13 protein-coding genes and 1 pseudogene are annotated in these 15,626 nt (G+C 68.6%); 5 read left to right on the top strand and 9 right to left on the bottom strand.

The window, feature by feature from the left end; all coding sequences use genetic code 11:
• The 6 genes and pseudogenes from ASF49_RS15155 to ASF49_RS15130 form a co-directional block, all read right to left on the bottom strand.
• Positions 1-194: pseudogene (locus ASF49_RS15155) on the bottom strand (right-handed parallel beta-helix repeat-containing protein); the annotation flags it as partial.
• Between the two features lie 207 nt (positions 195-401).
• Positions 402-1,718 (bottom strand): replication-associated recombination protein A, encoded by a 1,317-nt coding sequence (locus ASF49_RS15150; RefSeq protein ID WP_056474283.1) that lies wholly within the window; start codon positions 1,716-1,718, stop codon positions 402-404.
• A gap of 84 nt (positions 1,719-1,802) precedes the next feature.
• Positions 1,803-3,266 carry a Do family serine endopeptidase gene (locus ASF49_RS15145; RefSeq protein ID WP_056474281.1) on the bottom strand — a complete coding sequence of 488 codons (1,464 nt, stop codon included), beginning with the start codon at positions 3,264-3,266 and terminating at the stop codon, positions 1,803-1,805.
• 119 nt (positions 3,267-3,385) lie between these two features.
• Positions 3,386-4,021, bottom strand: coding sequence for a phasin family protein (locus ASF49_RS15140; protein ID WP_056474278.1), 636 nt, complete (start codon positions 4,019-4,021; stop codon positions 3,386-3,388).
• Between the two features lie 223 nt (positions 4,022-4,244).
• A complete protein-coding gene (locus tag ASF49_RS15135; RefSeq protein ID WP_056474469.1) occupies positions 4,245-4,607 on the bottom strand; it encodes a phasin in 363 nt (120 codons plus the stop codon).
• Positions 4,608-4,730: 123 nt separating this feature from the next.
• Positions 4,731-5,984: a glycosyltransferase gene (locus ASF49_RS15130; RefSeq protein ID WP_056474277.1), complete on the bottom strand. Its 1,254-nt coding sequence runs from the start codon at positions 5,982-5,984 to the stop codon at positions 4,731-4,733.
• Between the two features lie 142 nt (positions 5,985-6,126).
• On the opposite strand from ASF49_RS15130, the gene ASF49_RS15125 reads away from it, so the two are divergent.
• Both ASF49_RS15125 and ASF49_RS15120 read left to right on the top strand, forming a co-directional pair.
• Positions 6,127-7,401 carry a glycosyltransferase family 4 protein gene (locus ASF49_RS15125; RefSeq protein WP_056474274.1) on the top strand — a complete coding sequence of 425 codons (1,275 nt, stop codon included), beginning with the start codon at positions 6,127-6,129 and terminating at the stop codon, positions 7,399-7,401.
• 186 nt (positions 7,402-7,587) lie between these two features.
• On the top strand, positions 7,588-7,770 hold the full coding sequence (locus ASF49_RS15120; protein WP_056474271.1) for a hypothetical protein: 183 nt from the start codon (positions 7,588-7,590) through the stop codon (positions 7,768-7,770).
• Positions 7,771-7,875: 105 nt separating this feature from the next.
• On the opposite strand, the gene ASF49_RS15115 is transcribed toward ASF49_RS15120, so the two are convergent.
• Positions 7,876-9,558, bottom strand: a complete 1,683-nt coding sequence (locus ASF49_RS15115) for an acyl-CoA dehydrogenase family protein (RefSeq protein ID WP_056474269.1) — start codon at positions 9,556-9,558, stop codon at positions 7,876-7,878.
• Between the two features lie 211 nt (positions 9,559-9,769).
• A complete protein-coding gene (locus ASF49_RS15110) occupies positions 9,770-10,642 on the bottom strand; it encodes a DMT family transporter (protein WP_056474265.1) in 873 nt (290 codons plus the stop codon).
• 143 nt (positions 10,643-10,785) lie between these two features.
• Here ASF49_RS15110 and ASF49_RS15105 point away from each other — a divergent pair, with 143 nt between their 5' ends.
• Both ASF49_RS15105 and ASF49_RS15100 read left to right on the top strand, forming a co-directional pair.
• The gene (locus tag ASF49_RS15105) at positions 10,786-11,670 is read left to right on the top strand and encodes a YihY/virulence factor BrkB family protein (RefSeq protein ID WP_056474261.1); all 885 of its coding nucleotides are present in this window, start codon (positions 10,786-10,788) and stop codon (positions 11,668-11,670) included.
• A 133-nt stretch (positions 11,671-11,803) separates the two neighbouring features.
• Positions 11,804-12,628 (top strand): transglutaminase-like domain-containing protein, encoded by an 825-nt coding sequence (locus tag ASF49_RS15100; RefSeq protein ID WP_056474259.1) that lies wholly within the window; start codon positions 11,804-11,806, stop codon positions 12,626-12,628.
• 181 nt (positions 12,629-12,809) lie between these two features.
• Here ASF49_RS15100 and ASF49_RS15095 read toward each other — a convergent pair whose 3' ends face one another.
• Positions 12,810-14,585: a glucan ABC transporter ATP-binding protein/ permease gene (locus ASF49_RS15095; protein ID WP_056474255.1), complete on the bottom strand. Its 1,776-nt coding sequence runs from the start codon at positions 14,583-14,585 to the stop codon at positions 12,810-12,812.
• Positions 14,586-14,822: 237 nt separating this feature from the next.
• Between ASF49_RS15095 and ASF49_RS15090 the strand changes: the two genes are divergently transcribed.
• Complete coding sequence (locus ASF49_RS15090) at positions 14,823-15,596, top strand: motility protein A (RefSeq protein ID WP_056474253.1); 774 nt, start codon at positions 14,823-14,825, stop codon at positions 15,594-15,596.
• The last annotated feature ends 30 nt before the right edge of the window (positions 15,597-15,626 follow it).

Genomic DNA, 15,626 nt, shown 5'->3' with positions numbered 1-15,626 from the left:
GAGGCGGTGATGTTCAGGGCGCCCGTGCCGGCCGCCGAGGCGGTGTAGGCGGTGCCGGCCTTGAAGGCGACGGTGTCACCGGCCTGAAGCTTGAGCTTGTTGACCGCCTCCAGGCTGGTGAGGGGCGCGTCGGCCGACAGGCCGCTCCTGTTCGAGCCGCCGGTGAAGGAAGAGTCGACGTAGTAGATCGTCATCGTGCTTTTCGCTCTCAGGCAAAAACATCTGCGATGACGATCGTATAGATGATACAAATTGCGTTATATTCATTGGAGACGATAAAATTCGAGCTTTCATTTTCGAGTTTGTTAATGATACTGGCGAGCGGGCAGTCGCCATCGCGCGACGGCTTGATCGGCCGGCACGAATGGGGCGGGACCTACGTGGCGCGGAGTGCCTCGGCGTCACGCCTCGTCGGACCGCCGCTTCTGGCGCAGGGTTTCCCAATGGGCGAGGCGCTCGGTGTAGCGGCTCTCCATGCCTCGGTCCGTGGGTTCGTAGAAGTGCTGCCGACCGAGGTTTTCCGGCCAGTAATCCTGGCCTGAGAACGCGTCGGGCTCGTCATGGTCGTAGCGGTATCCCTCGCCGTAGCCGATCTTGCGCATCAGCTTGGTCGAGCCGTTGAGGATGGTCCGGGGCGGCGGCAGGGAGCCGTGCTCCTTCGCCACGCGCGTCGCGGCCTTGTAGGCGGCGTAGACCGCGTTCGATTTCGGCGCACAGGCGAGGTAGACCGTGACCTGGGCGAGGGCCAACTCGCCCTCCGGCGACCCGAGGAAGTCGAAGGCATCCTTGGCGGCGGTGGCGACGACCAGGGCCTGCGGGTCGGCCAGACCGATATCCTCCACCGCCATGCGCACCAGGCGGCGGGCGATGAACAGGCGATCCTCGCCCCCGTCCAGCATCCGGCAGAGATAGTAGAGCGCCGCGTCCGGGTCGGAGCCGCGCACCGTCTTGTGCAGGGCGCTGATGAGATTGTAGTGCCCCTCCTGGGACTTGTCGTAGATCGGCGCCCGGCGCTGGATGATCGCCTGCAACTGCTCCGCATCGAAGACTTCGTCCGTCTTGGCGGAGCGCCAGACCTCCTCGGCGAGAGTCAGGGCCGCGCGCCCGTCCCCGTCGGCCATGCGGACGAGTACGCCCCGGGCCTCCGGGTCCAGCGGCAGCGGCGTCTCCGTCAGCGTCTCCGCCCGCACCAGCAGCTTGGCGATGGCCGCATTGTCGAGCGCCCGGAAGAGCAGCACGCGGGCGCGCGACAGGAGTGCGGCATTCAGCTCGAAAGACGGGTTCTCGGTGGTGGCGCCGACCAGCGTCACCGTTCCGTCCTCCATGACGGGCAGGAAGGCGTCGAGCTGCGCCCGGTTGAATCGATGGATCTCGTCGACGAAGAGCAGGGTACCCCGCCCCATGGCCCGGCGGCCGCGCGCCGCGTCGAACACCTTCCGTAGCTCGGCGATACCGGAGAAGATCGCCGAGATCTGCTCGAAATGCAGGTCGGTCTCGTAGGCCAGCAGGCGTGCCACGGTTGTCTTGCCGGTGCCCGGCGGTCCCCAGAACACCAGGGAGCCGAAGGAGCGCGCGTTGAGAAGGCGGGTCAGGGCCCCGTCCGGCCCCGTCAGCTGTTCCTGGCCGACGACCTCGGCCAGGGTCTTGGGGCGCAGGGCATCGGCGAGGGGACGGGGGGCGGCCCGGCCGAGGCCGGCGGAGGCGAACAGGTCTGACATCGGCGCATCAAAGACGTGGGTGACCGCCGCCCGCAACCGGGAAAATCGCGGGCTCCCCCGCCCGCCGCGTCCGCGCCCGGGCCGTCAGCCCCCGAACATCGAGGTCATCACCTCGCCGCCGCGGTTGATCGAGACTTCCCACATGCTGAGGCTGTTGCGGGTGATCCGCTCCAGATCCTTCGTCGTGGCGATGGGCATGCCGTTGATCGCGACGATCATGTCGCCCTTCTGCAGGCCGGCCCGCGAGGCGATCGAGCCTTCGTCGACGCCGGCGACCGCGACGCCGTCGGCGGGAAAATCGGCCTGAAGCTCCTCCGCCACCGCGGGCGAGGTGTTCACGAGGGTTGCGCCGAGGAACGGCGAGCGGGTGCGCACCTTGAGGGTGTCGCGCGGGCGCGTCTCGGGCGCGGGGCTGAGCTTCACCGCCACGGTCGAGCGCCCGGTGCCGCGCAGGATGCCGAACTGGGTCTGGCCGGTCAGGCCCTTCAGGGCGAAACGGTAGCCGAAGGCTTCCGGGTCGTCGACGGTCTTGCCGTCCACCGTGAGGATGAGGTCGCCGCGCTTGAGGCCGGCTTCCTCCGCCGGGCTCTTGGCCTGGAGGCTCGCCACCAGCACGCCGGTGGGGTGATCGAGCCCCATGCTCTCGGCGATGTCGGGGGTCACGCTCTGGACGCGCGCGCCGAGCCAGGGCCGGCGCACGGCGGTCGCCCCACCCTTGGCGGTCTCGACCACCGCGCGGACCATGCTGGCCGGAATGGCGAAGCCGATGCCGTGGCTGCCGCCGGATTGCGAATAGATCGCTGTGTTGATGCCGACCAGTTGGCCCTGCAGGTTCACCAGCGCACCGCCGGAATTGCCGGGATTGATCGCCGCGTCGGTCTGGATGAAGAACTGGTAGTCGGACGAGCCGACCTGGGTCCGCGCGAGCGCCGAGACGATGCCCTGGGTCACCGTCTGGCCCACGCCGAACGGATTGCCGATCGCCATCACGAAGTCGCCCACCTCGAGGGACTCGGAGTCACCGAAGGCCATCGGGATCAGGCCGCCGGACGGGCTATTGATCCGGACCACGGCGAGGTCGGTGCGGGGATCGCGCAGCACGATGCTGGCCTCGAACTCGCGCCGGTCCGCGAGCGCGATGCGGACCTCGTTCATGTTCTCGATGACGTGGTTGTTGGTGATGACGAGTCCGGATTCGTCCACGATCACGCCGGAGCCCAGGGACTTCTGGGCTCGCTCACCCGGCGCGCCGCCGCGCCCGCGGCCGCCGCCATTGTCCCCGAAGAAGCGCCGCATGAATTCGTCCATGGCACTGCGGCTCTGGCCCCGCGTGTCCACGTGCGAGGCGTAGACGTTCACCACCGACGGGGCCGCGCGCTTCACCACCGGGGCGAAGGAGAGCTGCACCTGGCCCTTGGCGAGGGGGACCACCTTCTCGGGCGCCGCTTTCTCGGCGACATCCGGCGACTTCATCATCTGCGCCGTGGCAGGCACCGCGGCGAGGGGTGCGGTGAGCAGCGGGACGAGCAGAAGGGACGTGCGCAGCATGGAAACTCCCGGAACCAGGGCGTAGCGGCTTTGCCCCGATCTGGGACGATGCCGCGACGGATTCCGGGATATCTAGACGGGTCGGGCCGCCGGCGCGAGGGGCGCCGGCACCGGGCGTCTCAGCGCCGGGCGATCGCGCCGGTGAAGCGGCTGGCGCGCTTGGCGAGGGCCGCGAAGCAGCTCAGCGAGGCGTCGGCGGCCCGCTGCATCTCGCTGACCTGGAGGCGGATGGCATCGGCCGGGGTCTTGGCTCCCGAAAGCGCCTGCCAATGGGCCACCGCCGCGGCACTCTCGCCGCGCAGGTAGGTCAGCACCGTGGTGTTCACCTCGCCGAGTTCACCCATCACCTCGGAGATCCGCGGCGCTGTCGCCAGTGCGTTGAGCTTGCCGAAGGAGGCTGCAACACCCCCGGCTGCGGGCGTGATCGCCGGCAGCGCCACCGCAGTCGTCTCGGGCAGAGCCTGGACGATGGTCTCCACGGTCGCGGTCGCGACCTCGACTGTCTCCTTCGCAGCCTCGACCGTCGCCGCGGCCTCCTCCGGCACCACGGTGAGGTCCTCGACGAGATCGGAGGCCTCGGGTGCGGCGGACACGGATTCGTCCGAGCCCGTCTCGCCTTCACCACCGCCGGCCGCCGTCAACGCCTCCGACGAGACACCTTCGAGAAGCGCCTCATGGACGTTCGGCGCGTGCTCCGGCCCGGACGGGAGATCCTGCTCGCCGCCCTCGACGGTATCCATGGTGTCAGCGTTCATCGGTCCAGCCTCCTGGATGCCTTCGAGTTCCGGCGGCGTTCCGGCCCGGTCCTGCGCTCTCGGTGGCGTTCTGCGCCGTCTTGCCATGACTGTGTCTCCTCGCCGTCTCGGGCTCGAGAATAGCCCGAAATGGTGGATCGGTCTGCGGGGCGTCGCCGTTCCGGCGGTGCACCGGGATGCGGGGGGGCCGGCACTGCCCGCTGGGTTCGAGCGCCGGCCGACCTCAAGCGGACGGGCGCAGGGTGTTCTGGGCCAGCGTGCCGAGATCCTTGGCTTGCGCCTGCAGGTTGGCGATCTGGTTGCGGACGAATTCGCCTTGCAGGTCCATCGCCTCGCGGAGGTCGCGCGTACGGACCAGCTTCTGGGCGAAGTCGAAGGTCGCCACAGCGTTGTCCTGAACTTGATCCAAAGTCTTGGCGACGACCGTCTGCATCGAGGCTTGCACCGAGCCCGACGTGGACTGCATCTGCTCGGCCGTCTTGATGGCGGTGCCGATGAAGGTGCTGACGGCGGTGCGGGCCTGATCGACACTCTTCTCGGCGAACGCGCGCATCTCGGCGGGGATCTCGAAGGTCTGGCTGGTCATCTCGATGCTCTCCAATGCGCAACGAGTCGTTCGATGCGTCGCAAAGTTTTATGTTGCGATGCAACATAGACGTCAAGCCTGCTGACGCGGAAAGATGCAGAATTTTGCCAATTCCCGGCGCCGTCACGCTGCCGAAGCGTTTCCCTTCACGTTTGCCGGGCGGGCGGTCCGGTTTGCAAGGATGCGTTCGTAGACGGCGATCAGCGAAGCGGCATGGGCGCTTAGCGACATGGGAGATGCCCAGTACCTTTCATGGGCTGCCGCGCCGAGTTTCGCGGTGCGGGCGTCGTCCCGAAACGCCGCTGCCGCCGTCGCCCACGCCTCCGGCTCCGGCAAAACGGAAAATCCGTTCACGCCGTCGACGACCTTCTCGCAGGCTCCGGACCGGGCCGAGGCGATCACCGGAATGCCGTGAGCCAGTGCCTCGTAGACCGTCAGCGGTCCGGTTTCGTACCAGCGCGACGGCGCGGCGATGGCCCGAGCCCGACGGCGCAGGAGCGACCAGACCGCCTCCGGTGCCTGCCAGCCGACGAGTTCGACCCCGGCCCGTGCCCGAAGCTCGTCCTCCAGGGGGCCGCTGCCGATGAACAGGGCGGGGAGTCCGGCGGCACGCGCGGCGTCCGCCACGAGATCCGCGCCCTTCTCCCGCGTCAGCCGCCCCACATACGCGAGCGCATCGCCCCGCGCCGGATCGGCCGGTACCTGCTGTGCGACGCGCACGGGGTTGTCGACCCGGTGATGAGTCAGCGCCAGTCCTTCGAGAAGGGCGCCCATGCGGCTCAGGCTCGCGTCGCACACGTGGATGACGTCGAGCCGATGCGGCTTCAGGGCCGCCCGCAGGGAGACCGAGCGGCCGACGCGCACGAGCTTGTGCAGCCGGCTTCTGCCATCGCAGGGCGCTGCGATGCAGGCGGCCGAGAGCGGCTTCAGGGCACAGGGTTCGCCCCGGTCGAAGCGATAGTAGACCCCGTTCGGACAGGCGAAAAAGTAGTCGTGCAGGGTCGCCACCACCGGCAGGCCGCGCCTGAACAGGACCGGGAAGATGCTCGGGGACAGGCTGCGCGTCCACTGGTGGAGATGGATCAGGTCCGGCCGCACCGGCAGGGCGTCGAGGGCGGCCCCGAGGCGCGCGGCAGCCTGCCCGTCCCAAAGTCCCTCGAGGGCGGCGCGATGGGCCGGACGCTGCCAGATGTCGGTGTTGCCGAGGCCGATCCGGCGGATCCGCGGATGGTCGAGGAGTGGATCGACGGGCCCGTCGATGGCCTGGATGTAGGTGACGTCGAGTCCGGCCTCGGCGAGGCCGCGCGCCGATTCGACGGCCACCTTCTCGGCGCCCCCGCTCGCCACCGCGAATTCCGCCAACACGACGATCTGCATGGTCAGCCCGAAGATGCGGCGATGCCCAAGGAATTCGAAGCGGCTCGCCCAAGGACCGCCGCAAGTGCGTGGATTTACCGGAGATCAACGCACGTTCGGTAAAGATCGGTGAAGACCTCGTCGTTGGCCGGGACTGTCCACCATGCATCTCGTCCTCGTCGTGGACCACGCTTTCATCAATGGCGGACAGGCCAAAGTGGCGCTGGATGCCGGTCTCGGCTTGCGGGCGCGCGGGCACAGCGTCACGGTGTTCGCCGCCGTCGGCCCCGCCGATCCGCGCCTGGAGGCGGCCGGCATCCGCGTGGTCTGCCTCGGACAGGATGACGTCGGCACGACGAAGAACAAGCTCGCCTTCGCCGCGCAGGCGATCTGGAACCGTCCGGCGGCCCGGCGGCTGGCGATGGAGTTGCGCGGCCTCGACCCGCGGGACACCGTGGTCCACGTCCATGCCTTCGCCAAGGCGCTCTCGCCCTCGATCGGGCGCAGCCTCGCGGCCTCCGGATTGCCGCTGCTCTACACCATGCACGAGTTCTTCCTCGTGTGCCCGAACGGCGGCTTCTACGAGTATCCGGCCGACCGGATCTGCCACCGCACGCCGATGTCCCTGGGCTGCCTGAGCACGAACTGCGACGCCCGCAGCTATCCGCGCAAGCTCCTGCGGGTTGTCCGCCACCTCGGCCTCGAGCATGTGGCGGGCCTCAAGGCGCTGTTCCCGCACATCGTTACCCTCAGCGCATTGCAGGAACGGGTCGTCGCCCCGCACCTGCCGGACTCGACCCGTTTTCACCGGGTCGACAACCCCATCGCGGTGGACGAGGCTCCCCTCCATGCCGGGCCGCCCGGTGATTTCCTGTTCGTCGGACGCATCTCCACCGAGAAGGGCGCACCGATCTTCGCCGAGGCGGCGCGCCGCGCCGGCGTGCGCCCGGTCTTCGTCGGGGACGGGCCGGCTCGCGCGGATCTTGCGGCGCGCTATCCCGAGGCGGTGATGCTCGGCTGGCGCGACCCGGACGGGGTTCAGGCGCTGATGCGACAGGCCCGGGCCCTGGTCTTCCCCAGTGTCTGGTACGAGGGCCAGCCCCTCACCGTCTACGAGGCTCTCGCCTGCGGTGCGCCCGTGATCGTCAGCGATGCCTGTGCCGGCCGCGAGGCGGTGGAAGATGGCGAGACCGGCTTCTGGTTTCGCTCGGGCGAAGCGGATTCGCTCGCCGCCCACCTCGTGCGCCTCTCCGACGACGGCCTCGCCGAGCGCATGAGCCGGGCCGCCTACGAGCGGTACTGGGCCGCGCCCCTCACGCCCGATGCGCATCTCGACCGGCTGACGCAGGTCTACGACTTCGTTCTGCGCGAGGCGCGGACGGCGGGTGCCCGCACTGACCGGACCACGACCCGCGCCCAACTCCCGGCTGCGTCCTGAAGGATGGGAGCACGGCGCGTCGATCGGGCATCGAAATCCCCGGTCGCGCGGTTCCTCGCTGCAAGCCTCGGCGCCCGGCCTGATTCCGTCCGACGCTCCGGCTAATGGAAACCGGGCGCGCGCCCGACGTTGTCCCGGACGACGTGCCGACAACGGCGCTGGCCCGGAACCGAAGGAGTGCCCTGGATGGCCGAACAGCAGAAGACCGCGGAGACCGACACCATCTCCACGACGGGCCAAGCGGCCCCGAAAGGGTCGGACAAGCACCGTCCCGAGAACCAGAAGGGGGAACTCGATCAGCGCCTCGACGAAGCCCTGGAGGAGACTTTCCCGTCGAGCGACCCCGTGTCGGTGAAGGTCACCAAGTAGCGCAGAGCAGCGCTCCATCCGAGAAACGAGAATGCCGGGGCGATCGGCTCGCCCCGGCATTCCCCTTGGCGATCCGCGTCGCCGCGGATCGCCGATGCCGATCGTTCAGGCGGCTTCGAGCAGGCGGCGGGCGATGACCTGGGCCTGGATCTCGGCGGCACCTTCGAAGATCGAGAGGATGCGCGCGTCGCAGAGCACGCGGCTGACCGCGTATTCCAGCGCGAAGCCGTTGCCGCCGTGGATCTGCAGGGCGTTGTCCGCCGCCGCCCAGGCGACGCGGGCGCCGAGGAGCTTGGCCATGCCGGCCTCGAGGTCGCAGCGCTTGCCCTCGTCCTTCTCGCGGGCCGAGAAATAGGTGAGCTGGCGGGCGATGTTGATCTCCACCGCCATCATGGCGATCTTGTCGGCCACGCGGGGGAAGTTGATCAGGGCCTTGCCGAACTGCACCCGCTCCTCGGCGTAGCGCAGGCCGAGATCGAGGGCGTTCTGGGCCACGCCGATGGCGCGGGCCGCCGTCTGGATGCGGGCGGATTCGAAGGTCTGCATGAGCTGGGCGAAGCCCTTGCCCTCGACCTCGCCGAGGAGGTTGGCGGCCGGCACCTCGAAATTGTCGAAGGCGAGCTCGTATTCCTTCATGCCGCGGTAGCCGAGCACGTGGATCTCGCCCCCCGACAGGCCGGCGACCGGGAAGGGCTCGGCATCGGTGCCGCGCGGCTTCTCGGCGATGAGGAGCGAAAGGCCCTTGTGGCCCTTCTCCTCGGGCTTGGTGCGCACGAGGCAGGTCATGATGTCGGCGCGCACGGGGTGCGTGATCCAGGTCTTGTTGCCCGAGATCTTCCAGACGTCGCCGTCCTTGACCGCCTTGGTGCGCAGGCTGGCCAGATCGGAGCCGGTGTTCGGCTCGGTGAACACGGCGGTGGGGAGCGTGTCGCCCGAGGCGATGCCGGGCAGGAAGCGGTGCTTCTGCTCCTCGGTGCCGCCGCACAGGATCAGCTCGGCGGCGATCTCCGAGCGGGTGCCGAGCGAACCGACGCCGATATAGGCGCGGGACAATTCCTCCGAGACCACGCACATGGAGATCTTGGGCAAGCCCATGCCGCCGTATTCCTCCGGGATCGTCAGGCCGAAGACGCCGAGCTCGGCCATCTTGGTGACGATCTCCATCGGGATGTAGGCGTTCTGGCTGTGCCACTCGTGCGCATGCGGCACGACCTCGGCGAGGCCGAAACGGCGCATCTCGGAGCGGATCGCCTCCATGTCCTCGTCGAGGCCGGACTTGCCGATGGTGGCCGCGCCGCCGTTGTCGCGGATGCGGGCCACCAGGGCGGCACGATTCTCAGCCGTGTTGCCCTCGGCGATCAGGGTCTCGACGGCCTCCGTGCGGAACTTGGCGATCTCGCGCGCACCCAGGCCGAGGGAGCCGGTCGGCCGCACCATCTCGCCCTGGCTCATCGGGATGCCGGAGAACATCTGGTCGAGGTACTCGCCGAGGCCGATCCGGACCAGGAGGCTCTCGGTCTCGCCGAATTCTCCGCTCTCGGTCAGGCGCTGAGCGTAGGCGCCGAGCTCCCGAACGCCCTCGGCGTAGGTGGCGATCCAGGCGAGGCCGTGGGTGGCGTGCTGCTCCGCCTCCATCTTCTCGGCCGAGATCTTGCCCTCGTCCGACAGGATCGTGGCGCGCACGCGCCGGGTCGCTTCGGCGACGAGGCCCTTGGCGGCCTCGGCGGCGTCGCGGGCGAGGGTCACAAGATCCTGCGGTTCGGTCGAGACGACGGGAGAGGCTGACATGGCAAACTCGCTGGCAAAGGAAGGGGGCTTTACCGTCTATTATAGGTAGGTTTGTCACGCCTGTAGAGGCGTCTCGCCGCACTGCGGCACTATCCCGCCCGAATTCATTATTCGCCACATCGAAAAACCCTGATTTCTCTTTGCTCTTCGTGGGGTGATGAATTTTATTGAGATGTTTCTCAAAGAAAAAGTCGTTCTCCGACGCGGTCGATCAGCCACGGCTGGCCAGGGCGACGCCCAGGGTGGCGATGACCATGCCGCCCATCTGGATCGGCGCGAGTGACTCGCCGAACAGGGCATAGGCCATCACCGCGGAGACCGGAGGGACTAGGAACAGCAGCGCGGCGACCCCTGCCACCGCGCCGCGTCGGATCAGCAGGAGCAGCAACAGGATGCCGCCGACGGAGTTGACGAGGACCGACCAAGCAAGGCCGAGCCACAGGGGCGTCGACGCATCGAAGCCACCGGTCCCGAACAGGAGGGCGATCGGTACGGCGAGGACAGCGGCGCCCACGAATTGGATGGCGGCGTTGCTGAGGAGGTCCGCGCCGGCCCCGTGTCGCTTTTGCCAGAGAGTGCCCCCCGTCATCGCCATCATCGCCAAGAGACACGCCGCAAGGGCCGGAACGGGGATGCCGGAGGGATCGGACGTGCCGACCTTCGGCGCCAGGACCAGCAGCGCGCCAGAAAAGCCGGTGCCGATGCCGAGCCAGCGCCGCCGGCTCACGGGCTCTCCGAGGACGGGTCCCGCCAGGGTCGCGGTCAACAGGGGCTGCAGGCTGCCGACGAGGGCGGCGATGCCCGCCGGCAGGCCACGCTGCACCGACCAGAACACGCCGATCACGTAGATCCCCTGCATCAGCAGGCCGGCAAAGCCGGCATGGAGCCAGCCGGCCCGGCCGCGCGGCCAGCGAGACCTTAGAGTCAGGGCAAGGCCACCCAGCAGCAGCGCGACCGCGACCACACGGATCGCCACGAAGGTGAAGGCCTCGGCGTGGGGCGCCACGAAGCGTGCCGCGACGAAGCCCGTCGCCCAGATCAGAACGAAGAGGGCGGGGACGAGGAACGGAGCGGGCGCGGGCATGACGCGCGCCACGCATCACAGGGTCGCGGAGAATTCAAGTCGGCGAGGCCGAGCCCCGCGCACGGCACGTTGCGCGAACCGGCCGCGTTGCGTTTAGAAGACACGCCCGCCCCCTGCCCCGTTCGAGGACGAGCCCGTAACCCGTGAGACCTCTCCGCAAGCCGTTCGAGATCGCAGGCGTCGCCGCCCAGCGCTTCGTCGCCCATGACGGTTGGGCCATCGCCAGCCATATCGCGCTGTCGAGTCTGACCGCGCTGTTCCCGTTCCTCATCCTGCTCGCCGCCCTCGCCGGACTGTTCGGTACCAAGTCCCTGGCCGACGAGGCCAGTGTCCTGATCTTCGATGCCTGGCCCCGCGAGGTCGCGAAGCCCATCGTCAACGAGATCCACCGGGTGCTGACCGAGCAGCGTGGCGGCGTGCTCACCCTCGGTGCCTTGCTGGCGCTCTACTTCTCTTCCTCCGGGGTCGAGAGTCTGCGTGTCGGGTTGAACCGCGCCTACGGCCTGCGCGAGGTGCGCCCCTGGTGGCTGACGCGCCTGGAATCCATCGGCTATGTCGTCTGCGGCGCCTTCGCGATGCTCGCCTTCGCTCTCCTGGTGGTGCTGGGTCCACTGATCTGGCGGAAGGTCATCAACGTCGCGCCGGGCCTCGAGCCCCTGAGCCTCACCGTCGCGATCGGACGGATCGGCATCACCGCCTTCCTGCTGCTCACCGTGTTGGTGATCGCCCACAAGTTCGTCGCCACCGGGCGCCGTTCGGTGCTGGCTGTGGTTCCGGGCATCGCGGTGACGCTGCTGCTGTGGTTCCTGGCCGGCCTCGGGTTCGGCTACTATCTCGACCGCTTCTCCAACGCCTACGCCTCCACCTATGGCGGCCTCGCCACCGCGATGGTGTTCCTCGTCTTCCTCTACTGGCTCGCCGCGATGTTCCTGTTCGGCGGCGAGATCAATGGCACCGTCATTGCAGCGCGGCGCGTGCGGCTCCAGGCGCGGATGCAGCAGAAGCAGGCGCGAGCCCGGGGGCTCTGAGCCCGCTGCTTCATCTGCGCGCAGGCCGTGCGATGACATCCGCCTGTGACCCTGGCGGCCTAGTGTCCGGGTTCCGGCACGGGCAGTGAGGGCGCGAAGGCGGCGGCGCGGCGGCCGGCCCGGGGGAGCTTCGATGCGGATCAGGTTCGGTTGCGAGATGGGCTACGAGTTCCCGCAGCCGACCCCCCTGATCGCCCGGCTCAATTCCTATCAGGCGACCGGCCTCGCCGCGGTGCCGCCGGATGTGCTCACGCTCGATCCGCCGCTGCCGGTGCGGACGTTTCGCGATGTCTTCGGCAACCGCACCGTGCGCTTCGTCGCCCCCGCCGGGGCGCTGACCCTGAGCGTCCAGGCCGAGATCGCGGATAACGGAGACCTCGACGCCGTTGCGCCGGATGCGCAGGAGCATCGGGTCGAGGATCTGCCCGAGGAGGCCCTGCCCTTCCTGGTCGCCAGCCGCTACTGCGAGTCCGATCTGCTCTCGAGCGAGGCCTGGGCGCTGTTCGGCGATCTCACCCCCGGCTGGTCGCGCGTGCAGGCGATCTGCGACTACGTGCATGGTCACATCAGCTTCGGCTACGGCTACGCCCATGTCGACCGCACGGCCGCCGATGCCTTCGCGAGCCGGCGCGGCGTGTGCCGCGACTACGCCCACCTGTTCGTCGCCTTCTGCCGGGCCCTGAACATCCCGACCCGCTACTGCACCGGCTATCTCAGCTTCATCGGTGAGCCTGAGCCGCACGCGCCGGGCGACTTCGCCGCCTGGACGGAAGTCTATCTCGGCGGCGCCTGGCACGTCTTCGATCCGCGCAACAACGCACCCCGGCGGGGCCGTATCCTGGTGGCGCGGGGTCGCGACGCAGCGGACGTGCCGCTCACCCACACCTTCGGCCCCAATCGGCTGACGAAGTTCCGGGTCTGGGCGGAGGACGCGGCGACCTCGGCTTCCATCGACTGACCGCCGCGCGGTCGGTCCGGGCGAGCCCTCCGGAACCCACCACGAATGGCCGGCGATCGGCAAGACCCTCGCCCGAGGCCTCTCATCGCGCCTGACGTCCCTGTCACGGCGCGTCCGGACCGGGAAAAGCCCTCGCCGCGTGGTGGGCCGAGGGCTTTTCGATCGCGTCGACGCGGCAGAATCAGGCGGCGAGCGGCATACCCTCCGGCTCCTGCGCCGCCATGAACTGCGCCCGAGCCAGATCGGCGAAGCGGCCGTTCTGCGCCACGAGGTCGTCGAAGCTGCCCGACTCGACGATCCTGCCCTCGTGGAAGACGAGGATGCGGTCGGCGTTTCGGATCGTTGCCAGGCGGTGGGCGATGACGAAGGTCGTGCGGCCCTCCATCACGGCTTCCAGGGCACCCTGCAGCTTGCGCTCGGTGGTGGCGTCGAGGGCCGAGGTTGCCTCGTCGAGGATCAGGACGGGCGGGTTCTTGAGCAGGGCGCGGGCGATCGAGAGGCGCTGGCGCTCGCCGCCGGAGAGGGACCGGCCGCGCTCGCCGATCACCGTGTCGAGGCCGTCCGCCTGCCGGGCCATGAACTCGGTGGCCTGGGCCCGTTCCAGGGCGTCGAGCATCTCCGCATCCGTCGCATCGGGGCGGCCGACCTGCAGGTTCTCGCGGATCGAGCGGGCGAACAGCATCGGCTCCTGGAACACCACGCCGATGTTGTGGCGCAGCGAGGAGAGGCCGATGTCGCGGATGTCGGTGCCGTCGATGCGGATGGCGCCGTGATCCGGGTCGAAGGCCCGGTGCAGCAGGCCGAGCGTGGTCGACTTGCCCGAGCCGGTGGTGCCGACCAGGGCGACGGTCTCGCCGGCCCGGGCCGTGAAGGAGACATCCTCCACCGCCTTGCGACGGGCATTGTAGGAGAAGCCGACGCCCTCGAAGGCGACCTCGCCGTCGAAGCGGGCGACCTGCTGCGCGCCCGGACGGTCGTGGACGGCCGGCGTCGTGTCGAGGATCTCGAAGAACTCGTCGATCTTGGGCATCTGCTGAAACAGCCCGTTGATGCAGGTGGCGACCTGATCGAGGCGCGAGACCAGCATGGTGGCGAGGCTCATGAAGGCCACGACCTCGCCGACGCTCGCCTGACCGTGCTGGTGCAGGGCGATACCGGTGATGAAGATCGCCGTCATCGTCAGGGTCGCGGAGGCGCGGGTGGCGACGTTGGCCAGGGCCCACCAGGACAGGACCGGGATCTGCGCGGCGAGCAGGTTGCGGATGATGTCGTGCATCGCCTCCTTCTCCGCCTTGGCGCGGGTGAAGGACTGGATGACGGCGACGTTGCCGAGTGCGTCGGAGGCGTGCTCGGCGAGGCCCGACTGGTAGGCCTCGACCCGTCCCTGAAGCGTCTCGGTGCGGCGCATGACCATGGTGGTCAGGGCCGTGAAGGCGAGCACGAGGACGACGAGGATCGAGCCGAGCTGCCAGTTCACGAACAGGGTCATCGGCAGGAGGACGATCAGCGACACGAAGGCCACGAAGTGGTCGCGGAAGAAGCCGAGCCAGAGCCAGAACATGCCGTTCGAGCCCTCCAGCATGGCCTTGAGGACCCGGCCCGAATGATTCGAGGAATGGAACGCCAGCGGCAGCTCGAGCACGTGCTCGAAGTAGTTCGCCATGGCCGACAGGCGATTGCGGTGGGCGAGCCGGTCCGCGTGCAGGGCGATCGTGACACCGGCCGCGATGGTGAACAGGCCGAAGGCGACCCAGGCCCCGATCAGCGGCGCCAGCGTCGCGAAGGCGTTGCTGCTGCTCTTGAGATGGGTGAGCTGGTCGATGATGCGTCCCATCAGCAGCGGTTCGGCGAAGGCCGCCACCGCCAGGGCCACGTTGGCGCAGGCCAGGACGGCGGCCAGACGGCGGTCGGCGCCCAGAAGACCCATCACGCGCACGTAGAGACGAACCAACGACATGATACCGTGTGCTCCGATGCCGGACCGGGTTGCGACGACGCTTCCCGGCGGAGGCCGCCAAACCCTTGGCGTCCCGTGCTTTATGTCGGGACCTCCCTGAACGGTGCATGACGCGATCCCGCAGCGTTTGGCCAGGGTTTTTACGGTTCGTTCAACCTGATTCCGTAATCGTGGGGACGGCGCCTCGTCCTGCGGCGCCGACGCGGCATGCGGGCAGCCGCCCAGGCTCGAGTGATCATGGATCTCGCAACCGGTATCGGCCTCGTCGGCGGCTTCGGCGTCGTCTTCGTCCTGATCATGATCGATGGCGGCAACTTCGCCGCCTATTTCGACAAGCACGCCGTCATCGTGATCTTCGGCGGCGCCACCGCCGCCACGATGATGCGCTTTCCCTTCTCGACCATGATGCACGGGCTGCCGATGGGCCTGCGCTATGCCTTCTCGATGCGCGCGATCAAGCCGCGCGACCTCATCGAGGAGATCACGAAGATCGCCGACGTCGTGCGCAAATCCGGGCCGATGGCCCTGGAGAACATGGAGATTTCCGATCCCTTCCTGGCGCAGGGCGCACGCTACATCGCCGATGGCTACGACCGGGAGTTCATCCGCGACACGATGGAACGCGACCGCGACAACTTCCTGATGCACCTCGACGAGGGCTCGAAGATCTACCGTGCCTTCGGCGATTGTGCCCCGGCCTGGGGTATGATCGGCACCATCCTGGGCATGGTGACGATGTTCGCGAACATGTCGGACCCCTCGAAGCTCGGTCCGGCCATGGCGACCGCCCTCCTCGCCACCCTCTACGGCGCCCTCATCGCCAACATGATCACCCTGCCGCTGGCCGACAAACTCCACGTGAAGCTGGAGGAGGAGGACGTTTCGCGCTCGCTGATCATCGACGGGATCCTGCTGATCCGCGACGCCAAGAGCTCATCCCTGGTGCGCGAGATGCTCATCGCCTACCTGCCGCACAACCACCGCGACGAACTCGCTGCCGAGCCGGCGTGATGGCACGCGCCCGCACCAGCCGCGGCGACG

It is taken from the genome of Methylobacterium sp. Leaf104, from assembly GCF_001422885.1.
Taxonomy (GTDB): domain Bacteria; phylum Pseudomonadota; class Alphaproteobacteria; order Rhizobiales; family Beijerinckiaceae; genus Methylobacterium.
Note: the sequence above shows the minus strand (reverse complement) of the source record. Positions and strands in the feature narration are given on the sequence as shown.

What these genes read in the sequence shown, in the direction of transcription:
- ASF49_RS15150 (WP_056474283.1), bottom strand. Translation starts at nt 1,718, where the DNA reads ATGTCAGACCTGTTCGCCTCCGCCGGCCTCGGCCGGGCCGCCCCCCGT.
- ASF49_RS15145 (WP_056474281.1), bottom strand. Translation starts at nt 3,266, where the DNA reads ATGCTGCGCACGTCCCTTCTGCTCGTCCCGCTGCTCACCGCACCCCTC.
- ASF49_RS15140 (WP_056474278.1), bottom strand. Translation starts at nt 4,021, where the DNA reads ATGAACGCTGACACCATGGATACCGTCGAGGGCGGCGAGCAGGATCTC.
- ASF49_RS15135 (WP_056474469.1), bottom strand. Translation starts at nt 4,607, where the DNA reads ATGACCAGCCAGACCTTCGAGATCCCCGCCGAGATGCGCGCGTTCGCC.
- ASF49_RS15130 (WP_056474277.1), bottom strand. Translation starts at nt 5,984, where the DNA reads ATGCAGATCGTCGTGTTGGCGGAATTCGCGGTGGCGAGCGGGGGCGCC.
- ASF49_RS15125 (WP_056474274.1), top strand. Translation starts at nt 6,127, where the DNA reads ATGCATCTCGTCCTCGTCGTGGACCACGCTTTCATCAATGGCGGACAG.
- ASF49_RS15120 (WP_056474271.1), top strand. Translation starts at nt 7,588, where the DNA reads ATGGCCGAACAGCAGAAGACCGCGGAGACCGACACCATCTCCACGACG.
- ASF49_RS15115 (WP_056474269.1), bottom strand. Translation starts at nt 9,558, where the DNA reads ATGTCAGCCTCTCCCGTCGTCTCGACCGAACCGCAGGATCTTGTGACC.
- ASF49_RS15110 (WP_056474265.1), bottom strand. Translation starts at nt 10,642, where the DNA reads ATGCCCGCGCCCGCTCCGTTCCTCGTCCCCGCCCTCTTCGTTCTGATC.
- ASF49_RS15100 (WP_056474259.1), top strand. Translation starts at nt 11,804, where the DNA reads ATGCGGATCAGGTTCGGTTGCGAGATGGGCTACGAGTTCCCGCAGCCG.
- ASF49_RS15095 (WP_056474255.1), bottom strand. Translation starts at nt 14,585, where the DNA reads ATGTCGTTGGTTCGTCTCTACGTGCGCGTGATGGGTCTTCTGGGCGCC.
- ASF49_RS15090 (WP_056474253.1), top strand. Translation starts at nt 14,823, where the DNA reads ATGGATCTCGCAACCGGTATCGGCCTCGTCGGCGGCTTCGGCGTCGTC.